17 protein-coding genes, 1 tRNA gene and 2 pseudogenes are annotated in these 19238 nt (G+C 67.4%); 8 read left to right on the plus strand and 12 right to left on the minus strand.

Annotation, left to right across the window (positions count from 1 at the left end; genetic code table 11):
• Window positions 1-15 precede the first annotated feature (15 nt).
• Window positions 16-1641 carry a hybrid sensor histidine kinase/response regulator gene (locus OZ10_RS01990; protein WP_039410900.1) on the minus strand — a complete coding sequence of 542 codons (1626 nt, stop codon included), beginning with the start codon at window positions 1639-1641 and terminating at the stop codon, window positions 16-18.
• A gap of 311 nt (window positions 1642-1952) precedes the next feature.
• Here OZ10_RS01990 and OZ10_RS01995 point away from each other — a divergent pair.
• The 3 genes and pseudogenes from OZ10_RS01995 to cho form a co-directional block, all read left to right on the plus strand.
• Window positions 1953-2618 (plus strand): annotated as a pseudogene (locus tag OZ10_RS01995) (class I SAM-dependent methyltransferase); the annotation flags it as partial.
• Window positions 2616-2732, plus strand: a pseudogene (locus OZ10_RS23110) (KGG domain-containing protein); the annotation flags it as partial. The pseudogenes OZ10_RS01995 and OZ10_RS23110, both read left to right, overlap by 3 nt.
• A gap of 232 nt (window positions 2733-2964) precedes the next feature.
• Complete coding sequence (gene cho, locus OZ10_RS02000; RefSeq protein WP_081419246.1) at window positions 2965-3819, plus strand: excinuclease Cho; 855 nt, start codon at window positions 2965-2967, stop codon at window positions 3817-3819.
• 61 nt (window positions 3820-3880) lie between these two features.
• On the opposite strand, the gene OZ10_RS02005 is transcribed toward cho, so the two are convergent.
• Together OZ10_RS02005 and OZ10_RS02010 are read right to left on the minus strand one after the other, a co-directional pair.
• Window positions 3881-4156, minus strand: a complete 276-nt coding sequence (locus OZ10_RS02005) for a hypothetical protein (protein ID WP_039563798.1) — start codon at window positions 4154-4156, stop codon at window positions 3881-3883.
• 274 nt (window positions 4157-4430) lie between these two features.
• Window positions 4431-4506: transfer RNA gene (locus OZ10_RS02010), tRNA-Phe, on the minus strand.
• A 179-nt stretch (window positions 4507-4685) separates the two neighbouring features.
• On the opposite strand from OZ10_RS02010, the gene OZ10_RS02015 reads away from it, so the two are divergent.
• The 5 genes from OZ10_RS02015 to dxs all read left to right on the plus strand — a co-directional run bounded on the left by OZ10_RS02015 (window position 4686) and on the right by dxs (window position 10697).
• On the plus strand, window positions 4686-5222 hold the full coding sequence (locus tag OZ10_RS02015; protein ID WP_039563799.1) for a lipocalin family protein: 537 nt from the start codon (window positions 4686-4688) through the stop codon (window positions 5220-5222).
• Between the two features lie 105 nt (window positions 5223-5327).
• A complete protein-coding gene (locus OZ10_RS02020; RefSeq protein WP_039410894.1) occupies window positions 5328-5804 on the plus strand; it encodes an LEA/WHy family protein in 477 nt (158 codons plus the stop codon).
• A 37-nt stretch (window positions 5805-5841) separates the two neighbouring features.
• Window positions 5842-7635 carry an acyl-CoA dehydrogenase C-terminal domain-containing protein gene (locus OZ10_RS02025; protein ID WP_039563800.1) on the plus strand — a complete coding sequence of 598 codons (1794 nt, stop codon included), beginning with the start codon at window positions 5842-5844 and terminating at the stop codon, window positions 7633-7635.
• Between the two features lie 264 nt (window positions 7636-7899).
• Window positions 7900-8556: an HNH endonuclease gene (locus OZ10_RS02030; RefSeq protein WP_039410890.1), complete on the plus strand. Its 657-nt coding sequence runs from the start codon at window positions 7900-7902 to the stop codon at window positions 8554-8556.
• A gap of 224 nt (window positions 8557-8780) precedes the next feature.
• Entirely contained in the window at window positions 8781-10697 is a 1917-nt protein-coding gene (gene dxs, locus OZ10_RS02035; protein ID WP_039410930.1) for a 1-deoxy-D-xylulose-5-phosphate synthase, read from the plus strand.
• 184 nt (window positions 10698-10881) lie between these two features.
• On the opposite strand, the gene OZ10_RS02040 is transcribed toward dxs, so the two are convergent.
• The 9 genes from OZ10_RS02040 to OZ10_RS02080 all read right to left on the minus strand — a co-directional run.
• On the minus strand, window positions 10882-12138 hold the full coding sequence (locus OZ10_RS02040; RefSeq protein ID WP_039563802.1) for a glycosyltransferase: 1257 nt from the start codon (window positions 12136-12138) through the stop codon (window positions 10882-10884).
• The gene (locus OZ10_RS02045; RefSeq protein WP_039563804.1) at window positions 12128-12727 is read right to left on the minus strand and encodes a hypothetical protein; all 600 of its coding nucleotides are present in this window, start codon (window positions 12725-12727) and stop codon (window positions 12128-12130) included. The genes OZ10_RS02040 and OZ10_RS02045 overlap by 11 nt, the downstream gene beginning before the upstream one ends.
• Window positions 12717-13871 carry a glycosyltransferase gene (locus OZ10_RS02050; RefSeq protein WP_039563805.1) on the minus strand — a complete coding sequence of 385 codons (1155 nt, stop codon included), beginning with the start codon at window positions 13869-13871 and terminating at the stop codon, window positions 12717-12719. Before OZ10_RS02050 ends, OZ10_RS02045 begins: the two co-directional genes overlap by 11 nt.
• Entirely contained in the window at window positions 13862-14821 is a 960-nt protein-coding gene (locus OZ10_RS02055) for an NAD-dependent epimerase/dehydratase family protein (RefSeq protein ID WP_039563806.1), read from the minus strand. Before OZ10_RS02055 ends, OZ10_RS02050 begins: the two co-directional genes overlap by 10 nt.
• On the minus strand, window positions 14818-15666 hold the full coding sequence (locus OZ10_RS02060) for an MBL fold metallo-hydrolase (RefSeq protein WP_039563807.1): 849 nt from the start codon (window positions 15664-15666) through the stop codon (window positions 14818-14820). The genes OZ10_RS02055 and OZ10_RS02060 overlap by 4 nt, the downstream gene beginning before the upstream one ends.
• A complete protein-coding gene (locus tag OZ10_RS02065; RefSeq protein ID WP_039410878.1) occupies window positions 15666-16697 on the minus strand; it encodes a 3-oxoacyl-[acyl-carrier-protein] synthase III C-terminal domain-containing protein in 1032 nt (343 codons plus the stop codon). Before OZ10_RS02065 ends, OZ10_RS02060 begins: the two co-directional genes overlap by 1 nt.
• Window positions 16698-16909: 212 nt before the next feature.
• Window positions 16910-17923, minus strand: a complete 1014-nt coding sequence (locus OZ10_RS02070; protein WP_039410875.1) for a TraB/GumN family protein — start codon at window positions 17921-17923, stop codon at window positions 16910-16912.
• A 90-nt stretch (window positions 17924-18013) separates the two neighbouring features.
• Window positions 18014-18475, minus strand: coding sequence for a cupin domain-containing protein (locus OZ10_RS02075; protein ID WP_039410873.1), 462 nt, complete (start codon window positions 18473-18475; stop codon window positions 18014-18016).
• A gap of 34 nt (window positions 18476-18509) precedes the next feature.
• Window positions 18510-19238 (minus strand): WecB/TagA/CpsF family glycosyltransferase (locus OZ10_RS02080; protein WP_052209950.1); only part of this gene is annotated, 729 nt, incomplete at its 5' end.

The raw sequence follows: 19238 nt of genomic DNA on the forward strand, positions 1-19238 counted from the left end.
CTGCCCCTCCGGCGCCTAACCCACGCCAGTCGGGCCATCCAGCAGCATGCGGATGCGCTTTAGCAATTCCTTCTGCGTGTAGGGTTTGTTGACCACGTCGAATTCCGCACCGCCCACGTCGGTCCGCTGGATGCTGGCGTCGGCGTAGCCGGTGGTCAGCAGCACTTTCAACTTGGGCTGCATGCGACGCGCTTCGCGTGCCAGCACCACGCCATTCATGCCGCCGGGCATGATCAGATCGGTGAACAACGCATCCACCTCCGGGTGCTGTTCCAGCAGTTCGATCGCCTCGCGCCCGCTCGATGCGGACAGAATGCGATACCCGGCATTTTCCAGGAACATCTTGGCCACCACCGCCACGTCCTGCTTGTCTTCCACCACCAGAATGGTCTCGTCGCCACCCTTGTCGATCGCGCGGCTCTTGGCCGCCTGCAGGTCGTTCTCGAATTCGCTGGAAGCCGGGAAATACAGGCGTACCGTGGTGCCCTGGTCCACCTCGCTGTAGATGCGCACCGTGCCGCCGGACTGCTTGACGAAGCCGTACACCATGGACAGCCCCAGGCCCGTACCCTGCCCCTCTTCCTTGGTGGTGAAGAACGGCTCCATGACGCGGCTGGCCACTTCCGGCGGCATGCCGCTGCCGGTATCGCTCACCGCGATGCTCACGTAGCGTCCGGGCGCCAGCTGGTGATGCATTGCCAGATCGTGGCTGGTGATCTCCACGTTCTGGGTCTGCACCGTGACCTCCTTACGCTCGGCCTGCGCCATTGCATCGCGTGCGTTGATCAACACGTTCAGCAATGCCACCTCGGCTTGCGTGGTATCGATCTGGCAATTCCACAGCCCCTCTTCGAGCAACTGCCGCAAGGTGATGCCGCCACCCAGCGCGCGCTCGGCCATGTTGTTCATGCCCGCCACCAGGGTATTGAGATTGACCACGCGGCCGCGCAACTTCTGCTTGCGCGAGAACGCCAGCAATTGCTGGGTGAGCGTGGCGGCCTTGGCCGCAGCCGCGGCCGCATGTTCGGCGCTGAACGCGATGCGATCGGCATTGCTGCCCGCGTTGGCGGCCGCCATCATCTGGATCACTTCCAGGTGCCCGGACATTACCTGCAGCAGGTTATTGAAATCGTGCGCAATGCCACCGGTGAGTTGCCCCAGCGCTTCCATCTTCTGCGCCTGGCGCAAGGCATCCTCGGCGTCGCGGCGGCGGCTCACATCCAGCTGCGAGCCGAAGAAGTAGACCAGGTTGCCCTTGTCGTCGAACACCGGCGAGACGAATAGCGCGTTCCAGAACGAGGACCCGTCCTTGCGGTAATTGAGCACCTCGGTGGCGAATTCGCGGCGGTTGTCGATGGACTCGCGCACGTCCTGCACGCTGGCCGGATCGGTCTCCGGGCCCTGCAGGAAGCGGCAGTTGTTGCCGATGATCTCGTCGGCCGAATACCCGGTCATTTCCAGGAACGCGCGATTGGCGAACACGATCGGATTGTCCGGCAGATGCGGGTCGGTCACCGTCATCGGCATGCGCGTGGTTTCCACGGCGGCAAAAAAGATATCCGAGCGGTGCTTCTCCACAGGCAGGCTGCGGGATTCGCTGATATGAGGCGCGCGCAGCTCTCCGTGACGGGGATCGTTCAAGTGGTGTTCTCCGCGGGGCTATTCCCGTGGCGACATTCTAGTTGGGCCCGGTGAGTTGACCCGTCACATCCATGAGCCTTTGCCGTACGGCCGCGCGCGCCGATGCAACCGAATGCAACCGGCTGGGTGGCCGTGCACTCCGGCAGCGGCCCTGCCCTCCCACGCAGACCCACGCGACCGCGTGCGCGCCGTTTTGCCGTAGCATGCGCGGGCTGTTTGCAGCTCCTGCGCCTTCGCTCTGCCACTGCGGCGGCGTCGCGCGTGCGTCTTCCCTGCCGGTGCTGATGCCTGGCCACCCATGCGATGCCACCATGTCGGGCTACCAGACCCAGATTCACGAACTGACCTTCGGGCAGCAGACCTACGTCATCCGCGCCTTGGCGGACAAGCAGCAATACGCCGACCCGGACCAGGCCGCTGCCGACGCCGGCATTTCCTCGGCGCAGTGGAGCCTGTTCGGCCAGGTGTGGCCGGCAGGCCAGTTGCTGGCCGAAGCAATGGCCACCCGCCCGATCGAGGGCAGGCGCATTCTCGAGCTCGGCTGCGGGCTGGGGCTGGCGAGCCTGGTGCTGCGCCGGCGCGGCGCCGACGTGGTGGCCAGCGACCACCATCCGCTGGCGGAAGTGTTCCTGGCCTACAACGCTGCGCTCAACGGGCTGGACGCGGTGCCGTATCGCCGGCTCGACTGGGACACCGGCGCGCCAACCATGGGGCAGTTCGACATGATCATCGCCAGCGATGTGCTCTATGAAACCCGCCACGCCACCATGCTGGCCAAGCTGATCCCCGCCCTGGCCAAACCCGCGTGCGAGATCGTGATCAGCGATCCGGGCCGCGGCAACGCCAACGCGCTCTCGCGCATGCTGGCCGAGATTGGATTCTCGTTGATCGCCGGCGAACGCCAGGCCCCGGCACAGGCAGCCAAGGCGCCGCGCCTGTTCGTCTATCGCCGCAACATGGATGCCTCGCCGCCGGCCCAGGGCGGCCAGGCGGCTCATGAAAGCGGCAACGCGCACGAGTTCAGCTCCGAAGAGGCACGCGAAGCCGGCAAGAAAGGTGGTCAGGTTAGTGGTGGCGGCAACAATCGCTAAGTAGCGCGGTGTTGATTGCATCGGCATCGGCATCGGCCGAGTCTCATCGGATGAGACGGCAGGTTGGCACGCTCGCGCCCGATGACACACACCACCCGGCCACGATGCCGCCCTGGCATGGGCGCACCTGCATCGCACATCAGCGCGATCGCAGACGACGCATGCCGATCGGCACACCCGTATCGGCCCAAGCACGCCAGCGATTGCCACTCACCGCAGCCCCGGTCGCCCCATGGCCCGGAGTGAGCGCACCCGGCGCGGCTTGAGCCCGGTGGACTACGCCTACCCCGAGCATCTGCGCAGCACGCTGGAAACCCTGCCTGCCACGCCGGGCGTGTATCTCTTCCACGGGCAGGACGACGGACTGCCGCTGTACATCGGCAAGAGCATCAATCTGCGCGGACGGGTGATGGATCATTTCCGTACGCCCCGCGAAGCCGCGCTGCTGCGTCAGACCCGCCGGGTGAGCGTGATCGAAATGGCCGGCGATCTGGGCGCGCAACTGCTGGAGTCGCAACTGATCAAATCGATGCGGCCGCTGTACAACCAGAAGCTGCGCCGCGTGCCGCGCCAGTTTTCGATCCGGCTGTATCGCGGCGAGGTGTCCATCGTGCATTCGGCCGAGAGCGACCCCGCGCTGACACCGTGGCTGTACGGGCTGTACTCGAGCCCGCGCGCCGCCAAGGAGGCACTACGGCGGCTGGCCGATCGCGACCGCCTTTGCTACGGACTGCTGGGGCTGGAGAGCGTCGCTGCCGGCCGGCCATGCTTCCGCGCCATGCTCAAACGCTGCGCCGGCGCCTGCCATGGCGCGGAAACGCTGGGCGACCACGAGGAACGTCTGCGCGACGCGCTAGGGCACCTGGAACAGGCCGTCTGGCCATTTCCCGGCGCCGTGGCGGTGAAGGAACAGGGCGCGCATCTGACCCAGTTCCACGTGCTGCGCGACTGGCACTACCTGGGCAGCACGGCCTCGTTGGCCGCCGCGCGCAAGCTGAAGTCGGCGCCGGGAGACTTCGATCGCGACAGTTATCGCATCCTGCGCAAAGGCCTGCACACCCATCTGCACTGCGTGGCGTTGCTTTGATGCGCGTCGGCGCGGCGCCGTGCCGGGAGCGCACCAGGCACCTGCACCAACCGGCGAGCTGCTAACCCGCTTCGGCCGGGTCCGCCCGGTATTCCTTCGGGTCCAGAAAATCTGCCAGGCACGATCCCACGCGCAATGCCTGTTCGCGCGCGTCACCGCGATACTCGCCTTCGCCGGCGCCCTCGATGGTGGCCACCGGCGCCGCGCGGTCGCGGTGATAGACGAACGCGGTCGACATCCAGCGGGTGTCGCCCGGGGCCTGACTTTCCATGGTCTCCACGCGGAATTCACCGCAGTAGCCATGGATCAAGGTGCGTCGAAGAGTCTTGTGCGTCATGCGCAGAGTATTGCCGCGCCAGGTTGAAGATGACGTGGAAACCCGCGGCAACATCCGCACAGATGCGCAACAGCAGCTGCAGCGGAACGATCTAGAACAGCGGAGCAGGATTGCCGTCGCGTCACTGCGTCGATGCCAGCGCGGCGATATCCGGCGTGCATGAAAACGCACGCATCAGCGCAATCGCCCCGGGCTGGGACATCGCAACATGCAACGTGAGGAAGACGACGAATCCGGATCTAACCGGGAAGCCTTGCGAATGCAGGCTTGAAAATGGTGGCCGAGGACGGAATCGAACCGCCGACACGGGGATTTTCAATCCCCTGCTCTACCAACTGAGCTACTCGGCCACTACCTGCGACGCGATGCCTGCGTTGCGAGGAGGCGCATCATAGCGAGCAGGCGCACTTTGGGCAAGCGTTGTGACCAACTTTGTTGCAGCGTGGCGTCGTCGCCTGATTTCTTGCACCGGTTCACGCCGCGCAGGGAGGCGCATCGCCTAGCCTGCGCGCGTCCATCGGAGATCGTCATGCGCCTGTCTTGCCTGCTGTGGTCGTGCCTCGCCCTGCTGCCACTGGCTGCGTCCGCGCAGCAACCGGTGCGCGCGGTCCCGCAGCTGGATATCTCGCGCTACGCAGGGCAGTGGCATGAGATCGCGCATCTACCGGTGTCGTTTCAGAAAAAGTGCCGCAGCGATATCACCGCCAGCTACACCTTGCGCGACGATGGCTTGATCGGCGTGCGCAATGGCTGCCGCACCGCCGATGGCAGCCTGACCCAGGCCGATGGCGTGGCGCGACCGGTCGACGGCCATCCGGGGCAGTTGCAGGTACGCTTCGCGCCCGAATGGCTGAGCTGGCTGCCGCTGGTCTGGGCCGATTATTGGGTGATCGCGCTCGACCCGGACTATCAATGGGCGCTGGTCGGCGAGCCGGATCGCAACTATCTGTGGATCCTGTCGCGCTCGCCACAGATGCCGCGTGCGCAGTTCGAGCAGCTCAAGGCCCGTGCCACGCAGATGGGCTACGACCTGTCGCCGCTGATCGTGGCCGCGCCCGTGCTGTGAGCCGGGTACCCCGCTCCCGGGCGGGCGGGGCTGGCATCGGGCGCAAGGCGGCGTCCGTACTGCGTAGTATTCTTGGCGCCGCCTCAGCCGCCAAGGACCCCTTACATGCGTCGTGCCTCCCGCCTCCTGATCGTGTCGCTGGCCTGTGGCCTGCTGTTGAGCGCTTGCGGCGGCGCGGTGCGCCGCGTGTCCGAGCCGGCCGCCAGCATCCAGCAGCTCACCGTCCGCGCCGATGGCAGCTGGTCGGTCGACCTGCGCCTGCAGAACTACAGCAGCATCCCGATGCAGTTCGAGCGCGTGGCGCTGGAGATCTCTGCTGGCGAGCAGGTGGCCGGCAAGCTCGACCGGGCGGTGGGCATGTCCATCGGCCCGGAAACCGCCGATATCGTCACCGTCACCGTGCAGCCCACCTCGCTGGGCCGCATCACCGTGGCCGATGTGCTGGCCGGCGGCCGCTCGCTGCCCTACACCCTCAAGGGCACGGTATGGGCCACCCCGCAGGACAAGAAACAACGCGAGTTCGCGGTGGAATCGCGCAACACGCTCAGCCCGGCCCCCGGCCTCAATGGCGTGCTGCGCTGACGCGCACGCCCTCCCGCACCCGCTTCAAGGATCCCGCATGAGCAGCTATGCCGCCCCGCTGACCGATTTCCGCTTTGCCCTGCACGACGTGCTCGGCGCCGAAGCGCTGTTCGCCCGCCTCGGCTACACCGAGGCCAGCACCGACATCATCGACGCCGTGCTCGAAGAGGCCGGTCGCTTCACCTCGCAAGTGCTGGCGCCGCTCAATAGCGTGGGTGACGAAATCGGCTGCGCCTTCGACAAGAGCACCCATGCCGTGACCACCCCGCCCGGCTTCCGCGCCGCCTACGACCAGTTCGTGGACAGCGGCTGGAATGGCCTGACCGCCGAGGCGGAGTTTGGCGGCCAAGGCATGCCGCATCTGTTGGGTGTGCCGCTGAACGAGATGATCAACTCGGCCAACCTGGCCTGGGGCAACTTCCCGCTGCTCTCGCATGGCGCTACCGAAGCGCTGCGCCAGCATGGCGAAGCCTGGCAGCAGGAGGTCTTTCTCAAGCCGCTGATTGACGGCCGCTGGACCGGCACCATGTGCCTGACCGAGCCGCATTGCGGCACCGACCTGGGCCTGCTCAAGACCCGTGCCGAACCCAACGCCGACGGCAGCTACGCCATCACCGGCACCAAGATCTTCATCACCGCCGGCGAGCACGACCTCACCGACAACATCGTGCATCTGGTGCTGGCCAAGCTGCCGGACGCACCGGCCGGCGCCAAGGGCATCTCGCTGTTCGTCACGCCCAAGTTCAAGGTGGCCCGTGACGGCACGGTGGGCGAGCGCAACGCGCTGCATTGCGGCTCCATCGAACACAAGATGGGCATCAAGGGCTCGGTGACCTGCGTGATGAACTTCGAAGGCGCTCAGGGCTACTTGGTCGGGCAGCCGCACAAGGGCCTGCAGGCCATGTTTACCATGATGAACACCGCGCGCCTGAGCGTGGGACTGCAAGGCATCGGGCTGTCCGAGCGCGCTTATCAGAACGCCCTGCGCTACACCCGCGAGCGCCTGCAGTCGCGCGCGCTCAGTGGCGCCAAATTCCCCGACAAGCCGGCCGACCCGATCATCGTGCATCCGGACGTGCGCCGCATGCTGCTGACCATCAAGTCGCTGACCGAAGGCAGCCGCCTGCTGGCGCTGCACGCCGCCAGCCTGGTCGACGTGGCCCACCGCGGCAGCACCGACCAGGAGCGTGCCGACGCCGAAATCCTGGTGAGCTTTCTCACCCCGATTTCCAAGGCCTGCCAGACCGAGTGGTCGATCGAAAACACCTACCACGCGTTGCAGTGTTTTGGCGGCCACGGCTACATCCGCGAATACGGCATGGAGCAGCTGGCGCGCGACGCGCGCATCACCACCATCTACGAAGGCACCACCGGCATCCAGGCGCTGGACCTGATCGGCCGCAAGACCGCCGCCAGCCAGGCTGCCGGCCTGAAGCTGTTCCTGGCCGATCTGGAAACCTTCGCCAATGCGCAGGAAGGCAACGCGGCACTGGCCGAGTTCATCAAGCCGCTGCGCGACAAGGCCAGCGAATGGGCCATGCTGACCCGCGACGTGCTCGATCGCGCCGCGCGCAACCCCGACGAGCTGGGCGCGGCCAGCTACGACTACCTGTTTTATTCCGGCTACGTGGTGCTGGCGTATTGGTGGGCGCGCAGCGTTGCCGCGGCCGACGCGTCGGCCCATGGCGAGGAGTTCAAGCGCGCCAAGCGCGAGACCGCGCGTTTCTACTTCGCCCGCATCCTGCCGCGCACCTTGACCCACGCCGCCACCATCCGCAGCGGCGCCGCGCCGTTGATGACGTTGGACGCGGAGCTGTTCGGCGAAGGCTGAGCGCCATCATCGCAGCTGGCTGCCGCTGTCGTAGGAGCGGACCTGGCCGCGACGAGGCATTACCGGTCGGCAAGACGTCGCGCCCGAGTGAGTTCCTGTGGCTAAGTGAGGCCTGCAACGGGTCTGAACATTGGTGACGCAGCGCGGCGGCATCGCCGCCGGGGCGGCTGGGCCGGGACGTGCTGACCCCTATTGCAAGACGCGCACCAAGCCGTTCGCCGCGATACACAAACTGTCAACGATCGGGTATAAGCTGTTGTCCCGATGGAGACAGACACGCACGTAGGTGATGTGATCTTCCCCGGAGGCGCCTCTGCCCCGGTCGCGGGCAGCGCTGTCGCTGCGATCCAGCCACTTCCCAGCCTGCGTCTGCTGTCGCTCGATGCGCACGGCCGGGTGCTGGACTGGATCAACTGGCAGGACGCCGCCTGCCTGTATGCACGCGACGCGGTGTCCTGGACGCTGGGCGAGCCCTGCATGCAGATCCACGGCGGCATTTCGCGGCTGACCGGCGAGCGCAGCACACTGGAGCTGCACCCAATCATCGCCGCGCGCGGCCACGCCCGCTCGCGTGCGCTGGACCCCACCCCGACGCTCAGCAATACCGCGCTGTTCGCGCGTGACTCCCAACTGTGCATGTACTGCGGCCAGCACTTCAGCCGCCCGCACCTCACCCGCGACCACGTCATGCCGGTCTCCAAGGGCGGGCGCGACACATGGGAGAACGTGGTCACCGCGTGCTTCCAGTGCAACTCGCGCAAGGCCAACCGCACGCCGCAGCAAGCGCACATGCCGCTGCTGGCGGTGCCGTACCGACCGAGCTGGATCGAGCACCTGATCCTGTCCAACCGCAATATCCTGTCGGACCAGATGGCCTTCCTGCGTGCGCAGCTGCCCAAGCGCTCGAAACTGTCGCTGTAGGTCGCCGGTGCCCGGCGGCGCACGCGTCGATGCATTGCAGGGACGGCAACGGCCCAAGCGCCATGGCGATCGCGGCGGTAGCACTGGCCGCGTGCACCACGACCACGCTGCAAAGCGCTCACGATGGCGCGCTCGACCATTACCGCCGGCTGACAGCTGAACCGGTTTGCTTGCCCGGCCTTCGCCTGGGGAGGACAATGTGGTTTCAGAAGATTGACACGATGATGATCGACTCCACCCGCTACCCGCGCCTGTCCCGCATCCAGACCCCCGACGACCTGCGCAGCTTCGACGAGGCCGATCTTGCGGCGATCGCCGACGAGCTGCGTGCCTATCTCATCGAATCGGTGGGCAAGAGCGGCGGGCACTTTGCCGCCGGCCTGGGCGTGATCGAACTCACCGTGGCCCTGCACTACCTGTATCAGACGCCGGTCGATCAGCTGGTGTGGGACGTCGGGCATCAGACCTACCCGCACAAGATCCTCACCGGCCGTCGCGACCAGATCCACACGGTCAAGCAGAAGGACGGCGTGGCGCCGTTTCCCAAGCGCGAAGAGAGCATCTACGACACCTTTGGCGTCGGCCATTCGTCCACCTCGATCTCGGCCGCGCTGGGCATGGCGATCGCCGCGCAGCGCAACGGCGACGACCGCAGGGTGGTCGCCGTGATCGGCGATGGCGCCATGACCGCCGGCATGGTCTACGAGGCGCTCAACCACGCCGGCGGGATGGATCCGGAGCCGAACCTGCTGGTGGTGCTCAACGACAACCGCATGTCGATCTCCGAGGCGGTGGGCGGGCTGACCAAGATGCTGGGCCGTGCCAGCGGCAGCCGTACCCTCAATGCCATCCGCGAGGGCGGCAAGAAGATCCTCGGCGACAAGAAGAACAATCCCACCGCGCGCTTCGTGCGGCGCTGGGAGGAGCACTGGAAGGGCATGTTCGTGCCGTCCACCCTGTTCGAGGAAATGGGCTTTCATTACACCGGCCCGATCGACGGCCACGACCTGCCCAGCCTGGTCAGCGCGCTCAAGACGCTCAAGACCCTCAAGGGCCCGCAGCTGCTGCACGTCATCACCACCAAGGGCAAGGGCTACGAGCTGGCCGAAGGCGACCAGATCGGCTATCACGCCGTTGGCCCGTTCGACCCGAGCAAGGGCCTGGTGGCCAAGGCCGGCGCCAGGAAGCCGACCTATACCGACGTGTTCAGCGACTGGGTCTGCGACATGGCGGCGGCCGAGCCCAAGCTGCTGGTGATCACCCCGGCGATGCGCGAAGGCTCCGGCCTGGTGCGTTTCAGCAAGGAGTATCCGCAGCGCTATTTCGACGTTGCGATCGCCGAGCAACACGCGGTGACGCTGGCCGCGGGCATGGCCACGCAAGGTGCCAAGCCGGTAGTGGCGATCTATTCCACCTTCCTGCAGCGCGGCTACGACCAGCTGGTGCACGACGTGGCGGTGCAGCAGCTGGACGTGCTGTTCGCGATCGACCGCGGCGGCGTGGTCGGCCCGGATGGCGCCACCCATGCCGGAAACCTGGATCTGAGCTTCCTGCGTTGCGTGCCGCACATGGTGGTCATGGCACCGGCCGACGAAGCCGAATGCCGGCAGATGCTGAGCACCGGCGTGCGTTACGAAGGCCCGGCCGCAGTGCGTTACCCGCGCGGCACCGGACCCGGCGTGGCGCTGGATGCCTCGCTGGCCACCCTGCCCATCGGCAAGGCGCAGCTGCGTCATAACGGGTCGCGCATTGCGCTGCTGGGCTTTGGCGTGACCGTGGAAGCCGCGGAAGCGGTCGGCCGCGAACTTGGCCTGACCGTAGTCAACATGCGCTTCGTCAAACCGCTCGACAAGACCATGCTGCTGGAGCTGGCCAGGACCCACGATGGCTTCGTCACCATCGAAGACAATGTGGTTGCCGGCGGTGCGGGCTCCGGCGTGTCCGAGTTGCTCAATGCCGAGGGCGTGACCATGCCGATGCTGCAGCTGGGCCTGCCGGACAGCTTCCAGCATCACGCCAGCCGCGAAGACCTGCTGGCCGAAGCCGGCATCGACCAGGCCGGCATCCGCGCTGCGGTGCTCAAGCGCTGGCCGCAACTGATGACGACCCACACGCCGCCATTGAACGCAGCGGCGGGTTGATTTCAACCGGCGCGCCGCGAGGTTCGGCCTGCGCGTGGGGAGCGCCGGGGCAGCACTGACCGGCCCACCTGTGACGCGCGCTCTGTCCCTGGTCCACATGCGGAGGCTTGCCTGGGCTTCAATGGGCGCGGCATGGTGCCCTGCACGCCACCATGCCGCCGCGGGCGGCGCTGGCGCGGTGGCGTCACTCCTGCAGTAGCGCGCCGGTATCTGCGAACGCTTGCACCAGCTGCACGACGCGCTGCTGCGCGTGGATCGCCTGCAGCTCCGCCTGCAGGCGACGTACGCCGCACGGCGGCTCGGTCGCGGCAAGGGCCTCATCCAGTCGTGCCGGCAGCTCATCCAGGTTGCGCAGCCAGGTTGCCGCACCGGCAGCCTGCAGACGCGCGGCGTGGTCGAACTGGTCGTAGTCCAGCGGATACACAATCGCAGGCAGCCCCGCTGCCAGACAGGCGTAGAGGATGCCGGCGCCGCCGTGGTGGACGACCAGCGCGTACCGCGGCAGATGCTGCGCGTAATCCACGTACGGCAGCCGCTGATAATTGCCCTGCCCCTGCTGTTGCGGCGCGGCCGTATCGCCATCGCTGAAATGAAAGATCACCTCGGGGAACCGCGGCGCCAGCGCGCGCAATACCTCGTCCATGCGCTGTTTGACCCACTGCAGATGCGTGCCCAGCGTCACCAGCACATGCCGGCGCCCGTCGACGAAGCCGGGAGGCGCCACCTCGGACGGCGGCGTGCACAGTTGTGGCCCTACAAAGCGCAAGGCGGCGGGCCAGCGCCGGGCGAACTCGAACGCGGGCACGCCCAGGGCCAGGATGCACTGCGGCGAATACACCGCCTCGCTGCGGTCGCGGCGGTACAGCGCCGGCAACCCGCACGCGCGCATCTGGCGGCGATAGCAGGCATGCAAGCTGCGCTTGAAGCCGCGCGTCAGCCGCCGCGCCAGCGCATGCCACATGCGCTGGCGCAGGGTAGTGGCCGGTCGCAGCCCACCGAAGTAGGCCGGCGGCCCGTCGCCGGCTTCGATCACGCACGGCGACGGCATGCTGGTCCACCACGCGATACCCTCCGCCTGCGCGGCCAGCCCGGCGCTGGGCAGGGTGAAATCGACGATCACCAGATCCGGCCGTCGTGCGCGCCAGTCCGTCTTCAGCGCATCGCCCAGCTGCGCCATCAGGCCGAGCGCGGCGTGCAGCTGCCGGCGCAGGCGCAACGGATGATGGCCCACCGCATGCGGTGGGTTGGCAATATCCAGCAGCACACGATCGGCCTGCGCGTCCAGCACGCTGACCGCGCGCAGCCCGCACGCCGCAATGCGCGCCTGCGCCGCCGGCGTACTGATGACGCGCACATCGTGGTCAGGCGCCAGCTGGCGTGCAATGGCCAGGATCGGATGCAGGTGGCCGCTGTACGGCGGGGCGACCAGATCAATCCGCATGCAGGCTGCTCCGCAAGTGCTGCTCGACCTCGGCGACGAAGGCCCGGCAGCTGGCCAGCACGCTCGCGCTGCGTAGATAGTCCATGTGGCCACAGCGTGGCGCGTGCGCCACCGCACCATCGAACAGCGCGCGCGAGAGCCAGTCACCGCGCCCCTGCACCACGCGTAGCTGCCCGAACGCGCCAGGCGCGCGGCAGACCGGCCCATAGGCGAACACGGCCAGCCGCGCACGCGCCGACTGCGGCAACTGCAGGGCCGTCAACAACTGCAAGCCGCAACTGCCGGCCAGCAGCACGGTCATCGGGCTGTGCTGCAGCAAGCCAGCCACGCGCGCGCGATCGGCAGATGCGACGCGCCCGGCGCGCGCACCCAGATACTGGCGCGCGTTGGACAGGCTCGCGCGCCACAGCGGGGTGCGCCGATGCGGCGCGCTGTCTGGGCGATACGGGTAATTGCAGTCGATCAGCCGGCGGCCCCCACCCTGCAACGCCTGCAGAAACTGCTGCTGCTCCGCGCTCAAGGCGCAGCGTGCCCGGTCGCTCTGCCCGGTCAGGAACGCAATCTGCAGCAAGGGGCGCTCATTCGGCACGAAAGCGACCGTTCGCGAGTACGCGGTAGCGGCGGGTGCGCCAGCGGATGATGCGCACCCCTGCAGCGTGCAACAGGTGCAGCGGCTGCAGACACTCCGCGCACACCGACAGCAGCGGACGGTGGCGCAGCGCACCGGTCACGCGCCATTGCACGGCGCACAGCAGCAGTGCGCGGAGCAGCAAGGTGGCAACCACAATGGCTGCACCCGGCCAGCCGGGCGGCATGCACGCACACAGCAGCATGGCCAGCAGCACGACCGGCGGCAATCCTTGCAGCAACACGATGGCTGCACGCACGCGCACGGGTTGTTGCCGCAGCAGGATCAGCCCGAACAGCATCCACCGGTGCATCTGGCGTGCATAGCTCGCCAGGTCCGGCAGTGCGGTGCGCATCTCCACCGGCGCGGTGGATTGCCACAGGCGCCCTCCCCGTTCGCGCACCAGGGACGCGACGGCAAGATCGTCGGTCAGCTGGTCCAGCAGTGCGGCAAAGCCGCCCCAGGCGCGCAGCTGCGCAGTCCGCGCGGCATAGCACATGCCATTGAGTGTCACCGGCGCCGCAAACGGCAGCCAGCCCAGGTAGGTGAGCGCTGCATTGTTGTTGACGAATTGCGAGAGCAGGCGCCCGGCCAACGTGTCGCTGTCGCGGTAATACGGCAACGCGGTCACGACGTCGGCATGGGTGAGGTCCTGCAACAGCTGCGTCAAGGCGTGGCTGCCAAGGTGCGCGTCATCATCCAGGATCAGACTGATCGGCGCACGCACGCCCGGCAAGGCATGCTGCAGTTTCCAGGCCTTGGGGTTGATGCCCGGTGGCGCCGGCGGCACCAGCATGCGGGCAATCCGCACCTGTGGAAACCGGGCGATCAGCGCATCGGCCACCGTGTTGCCTGCGACGTCGTCTGCATCCAGCAACCACACGAACTGCGCCCGTGGCAGGGCTCGCAGGTTGGACGCCAGCACCTCCTGCAGGTGCGCATCACCGCCGAGAATCGGTTGCAGCACGGCCACCTCGGCCTGCGTTGCGGCGATACCGCCAGCCAGGCCGGGGTGCGCGCCGCGCATGACCCACAACGCGGCTGCAGACTTGATCAGCAGCAGGCCCAGATACGCGGCAGCCAGGGCGAGCGTGGCTAGGCCCACTGGGCAGCCTGCCAGCGCACGAATGCCTCGATGCCTGCATCCAGACCAACACTGGGCGGGCCCAGATCGGCCAGCATGCGGTGTGGATTGAAGGTCTTGGAATAGGCAAAGACGCCCACCCCAAACCGGGTGATCGGCGGCTCGCCACGTAACCGCAGCACGCGGTAGAGACCTTCGACCACGCTGGCCATGCGCAGCGCAGTGCCGATGCGGACCTGGCGTTGCGGCATGGGGAGATGCAGCCGCGCCAGCACCTCCAGCAACAGCTGCTGCACATCCACCGGCTGCGCGTTGGTGAGGTTGTAGGACCGCTGCAACTGCGGCGCCGTGGCCGCGCGATAGAGGTAATCGCAGAGCGTATCGATGTAGATCAGATCGCCGATCACCGACTGGGTCTGCCCGATGAAACGCGGCAGCGCGCCCTTGCGTGCGGCGGCGATCACGCGTGGAAACAGCACCGTGTCGCCCGGCCCGAACACCGCACGCGGACGCAGCACCGACGCCTGGCCCGGATAGTGCTCCAGCAGGGTTTCGCCCAGGTATTTGGTCTGCGCGTAGGTATTGACGAAGTGCGGACCGATCGGACTGTGCTCGTCCAGGTCGTATTGATGCGCTTCCCGGTAGAACACCGAACTGGAGGACACGTACAGCAGACGCGGGCAGCCGTGTTGCTTGCAGAACTCGATGACATTGGCGGTGGCCTGCACGTTGTGCAGCTGGAACTGCGCGCGCGTCCCCCAGGGCGAGGCCAGCGCCGCCGCGTGGATCACCACGTCCGGTTGCCACTCCAGCGAGAACGGCTGACTCAGGTCGATGCGATGGTAGTTGGGCAGATCGCTGGCACGTCGCCCGATGCCATGGATCTCCAGCCCGGGCTGCCCCTGGAACCGGCGCAGGAAGGCGCCGCCGACAAAACCGGACGCGCCGGTCACGAGAATGCGCAACGTCATCGCCACTCCGGCTGGTAACGGTCAAGACTGGGTTGGCAGTGCGACGGCAGGATGGCCAGCTCCGGCTGCGCCTGTGCCAGGCCATGCAGGTGATGCACGGTGCGCTGGAAGGCGCGCCAGTCGTGCATCAGCAGGCGCGTCGGCCACGCCGGCCACTGCAGGGTGGCCAGGGTTGCGTGGGACCACACCGCATCTGCGCACAGCAGTACCTGCCGGTCATGCGCATCGCGCAGCCACAGGCCCATTTGCCCCGGGACATGCCCGGGCAGCGGCACCGCCAGCACGCTGCCGTCCTCGAACAGGTCATAGGCTGCGCCCAGCCCCTGCCAGGCGCCGCCCAGCGCGCGCTGCGGCGCCTGCTCGGCAAACTGCAGGCGCTGATCGAAGTCGTCTGGCAGCAGCTGCGGCAGCAAGGCACGTCGCAAGCCGCCCAGGCGCGAACAGCTGCGCAGCTGCTGGTGATCGGCACGCAGGCAGATGAAGCGCGCATTCGGCAGGTCGCGCAGACCGCCGACATGGTCGGCATGGAAATGCGAAATCAGGCACCAGGCAATGTCCTCCAGCTGCACGCCGCGCCGCGCCAGTTGCGCGCCCAGGGTCTCGTGCGTGGGCAGGGTCACCGGTGTCGTCCAGCGATACACACGCTCCGGCCAGGGATCGGTGGCATCGAAAAAATGCGTGGCATAGCCGGTGTCGTAGAGCAGCGCTCCGCGCTGCGGATGCCGGATCAACACGCTCAATGCGGGGAACTCCACCGCATGCCAGTGGCCATCCGCACGCACCATGCGCTCGCAATGACGGCAGTGGCCGACACGCAACAGCGCGATGGACACGCGCGTGGCCATCAGTACCGCAACACCATGCCACCGATCGCCAGGCCGGCGCCGGTACCGAGCAACGCGAACACGTCGCCGCGTTGCAACTGCCGGTCCACGCATGCGTGATGCAAGGCATGCGGGAGCGAGGCAGCCACCTGGTTGCCGGTGTGGTGCAGGATGCGCACGACCTGCTCGTTGCGCAGCCCCAGCGTCTGCACGACATGATCCAGCCCACCGCCGGAGGCCTGATGCGGCACCAGACAGCGCAGCTGCGCCGTGCTGGTGCCGGCCTCGCGCAGCAACTGGTCCCAGAATGCGGGCAGATGGCGCGCTGCAAACCGGTAGGCGCCGCGGCCGTCCATCCAGAACAGGCGTGAGGCGGCGCGTGCGTCGTCATCGCCCTGTGGTGCGCGGGTGCCGCCGCCGCGGATGCGGCACAGGTCCGCGCCGCTGCCGTAGCTGGACAGCCGGCTGGACAGCAGTGCCGAGCCGTGGTCTGCGCTGCTGCGCCCGACCACCACCGCAGCGGCGCCATCGCCAAACAGCCCGGCAGTGGCCGGCACCGTATCGTCCAGGCCGGCCGATGCCACTTCGCTGGAGACGATCAGCACGCGTCGATAGCGGCCAAGCGCCAGCGCATTGGCCGCCGTGTCCAGTGCCACCAGAAAGCTCAGGCAGGTCGCGTTGACATCGAATGCCGGAATGCCGGAATCGCCCAGCCCCAATGCACGCTGGATCAAGACCGCCTGGCAGGGAATCGGCTGCTCCATCACGCTGCAGGCCGAGATCAGGCAATCCACCTCACCGGCATCGATGCCGGCGTTTGCCAGTGCCTGCTGCGCAGCAGCGGCGCCCATCGAAGATGCCGTCTCGCCCTCGCCCACGTAGTAACGCGTTTCGACACCCAACCGGGCAACGGTGGTTCCCGCCGGCAGTTGCCAGCGCTCGTCCAGCGCCTGCGAGGTCACCTGCCTGGCCGGGACGTGGCGTCCGGTGCCCAGGATGCGCAGCGGCAATGCGTTCAACACGGAGCTCTCGGCGAAGAAGGCGCGCAGCATACCTTGGCTGGAACGGTCGGCCTAACCGTCCCGGATGGCGAGGCACCCATTCCTCTGCAGTGTCATTCCACACCGCAGTGCGGCACCGCTCCCAGGCACGCCCTGCTGGCACGGCTGCAAGCCTTGCGTGTCCGGCATCGCGCGCGAACTCCGGCATGCACTGCGTGCGTAACGGTGCCGTGCACCTGCACGCCCATTGCCGCGTCAGGCGCTCAAGGCGCCTCCACCGCATACCCCAGCGCCTGCAACCGGTCCAGGTATCCATCCGGGGCCGTCAGACGGCTGATCGGCAGCACCGCGAAGGTGCTGCGATTGCGTTGCAGCGCAGTGGTGGCGATCGCGAGCCAATGCTCGCGCATGCGCCGCTCCAGATCGTCGATGCCGCGCTTCCTTGCCGCATCGGAACTGGCCATCGCGCGCATGCAGGCCGCCTGCGGATCTTCGCGCGGCAGCTGGCGCAATGCCTCGATATCACCCACCGACCAGGCGTTGGCGCGCTCGACCATGGTGGGCAGGTCGCGCTCCACCGTCACCAGGATGCTGCGAAAACAGGCGATATCGTCCAGGCCGCCGGCGCGAAACTCCTTCAGCGCCTGGCGCGGGTCGGTGATCTTGTAGTCCAGCGCCGTCGGAGTGGGCTTGATGCCGGCGCGCTTGGCGGCGCGCTCCACCACCGACCAGATCACCGGCGAGCGGGCCAGGCCCGCACGCTTCAGCGCCGCCTGGTACAGCTCGCCGGCGGCCAGCATCGGGCGTTTGCGTTCCACGCCACGATCGCTGCCGATGTAGCGGGCCTTGGCCACTTTCCACCGCGCGTACAGGTCGGGCGGCAGGACCTCGCGCAACTCGCGGCCGTCCTCGTTCTTCATCGCCTGCATTGCCGATGGCAGCAAGGTGAGCTTGCCGAAAAAACCCATGTCCGCGTCGACCTGCACTGTCGGCGCCATCAGCACCTGCTGCGACTGGCCGATGATGGTGGCCACTTCCGACGATTGCCATTGCAGGCGTTTTGGCAACGGCGACTGCGTGCCCAGGATCCACAACACATGCTCGCCCTTGCGCACCTTCCACAGGCCCGGCCCGGGCTGGACCCCGCGGACGACGAGCGCCTCCAGGTCGACCACCGGGGGCGGCGCGGCCGCGCCCTGTATCGACAGATCGCTGGCGGTCGCCAGCATCGACACCAGCAGCAAGCCGGCGCCCCATCCCACTGCCCTGTGTCGCATCACGTGGTCGCCCCCTGTTTGCGGCGGACATTACGCCAAGCCTGCGACCACTGCGTTAGGGAAGCGTTCGGCCGAGCATCGGCAGCACTGCTAGCGCGTCGCCAGCGTTGCCAGATGCGCTGCCAGGGGAGACGCCTGGTCGAGCAGCGCGAAGCCGTCCCACACGAATCCCGGCGACACCGTGCACCCCACCAGGGTGAAGTCACCCAGCGAGCGCGCCGCCTGCCAACAGCCCGCAGGAACCACATGCATCGGCTCGCCGCGTTCGGCCGCGTCCAGGATCAACCGCCGCAGTTGCCCGTCACGTTCGTCGTAGACCAGCAGTTCCAGCGCATCGCCCTGCTGCCAATGCCAGCTTTCTTCCGCATCCACGCGGTGCCAGGCGCTGCATTGGCCGGCAGTGAGCAGGAAACGGATCGCAGTCAGCGCCGGGCGCGCGACGCCGTTGTCGCTGACCTGGTGCGCGGAGGCGTAGACGCGCCGGAAGTGCCCGCCTTCCGGGTGGGGTGACAACGCGAGTGATCGGATCAGGGCGGCGGCAGTGGGATGCATGCACGCATGCTAGGCCAGCCGCCGCCGCTGCGCATCAGGGCAGATGCTTGCCCGCGCGCAGACAGGTACGGAAGAACACCAGCAGATCCCAGCTATAACGCTTGAGCAGCCGGCGCGGCTCGTTGAGCAGGCGGTACATCCATTCCATATGCAGGCGACGGACCCAGTCCGGTGCCCGCTCGGCGGTGCCGGACAAAAAGTCCAGCAGCGCGCCCACGCCGAACACCAGCGGCACCCGCAGCGCGTGGCTATGGTCGAGGATCCAGCGCTCCTGCAACGGGTTGCCGAAGGCCACCAGCAGCACGTCCGCACCCGAGCGATTGATGCGCTCGGCCAGGCCCTCGCCGGCAGCGGCAAACTCGCCGTAACCGTCGCACATGCCCACCACCTGCTGCCCCAGCGTACCGGTCAAGGTGGCAGCGGCGGTCTTGCCGACCCCGGGCCGGCCGCCCAGCAGGAAGAACTTGAGCGGCTGTGCGCTCTCCCTGCACAGATACGGAATCAGATCGGTGCCATTGAGATTGCCGGCGAACCGGCGGCCATGAATCATCCGCGCCGCCAGATCCATCCCGATGCCATCGTTGACGATGCGCACGCCGGGCTCGCGCATGCGCATCCGCAGCGCCTGGCACTGCACGACAAAGTTGGTGTTGGCAAAAAAGACCCGGCGCGGCTGCTGTGCAGCCAACGCGTGAAACAGGTCAAGCGCGAACGCTTCCTGGGTGGTGGACAACACCGGAAACCCACCCAGCGGAATCACCAC

Source organism: Xanthomonas cannabis pv. cannabis (assembly GCF_000802365.1).
Lineage (GTDB): Bacteria > Pseudomonadota > Gammaproteobacteria > Xanthomonadales > Xanthomonadaceae > Xanthomonas > Xanthomonas cannabis.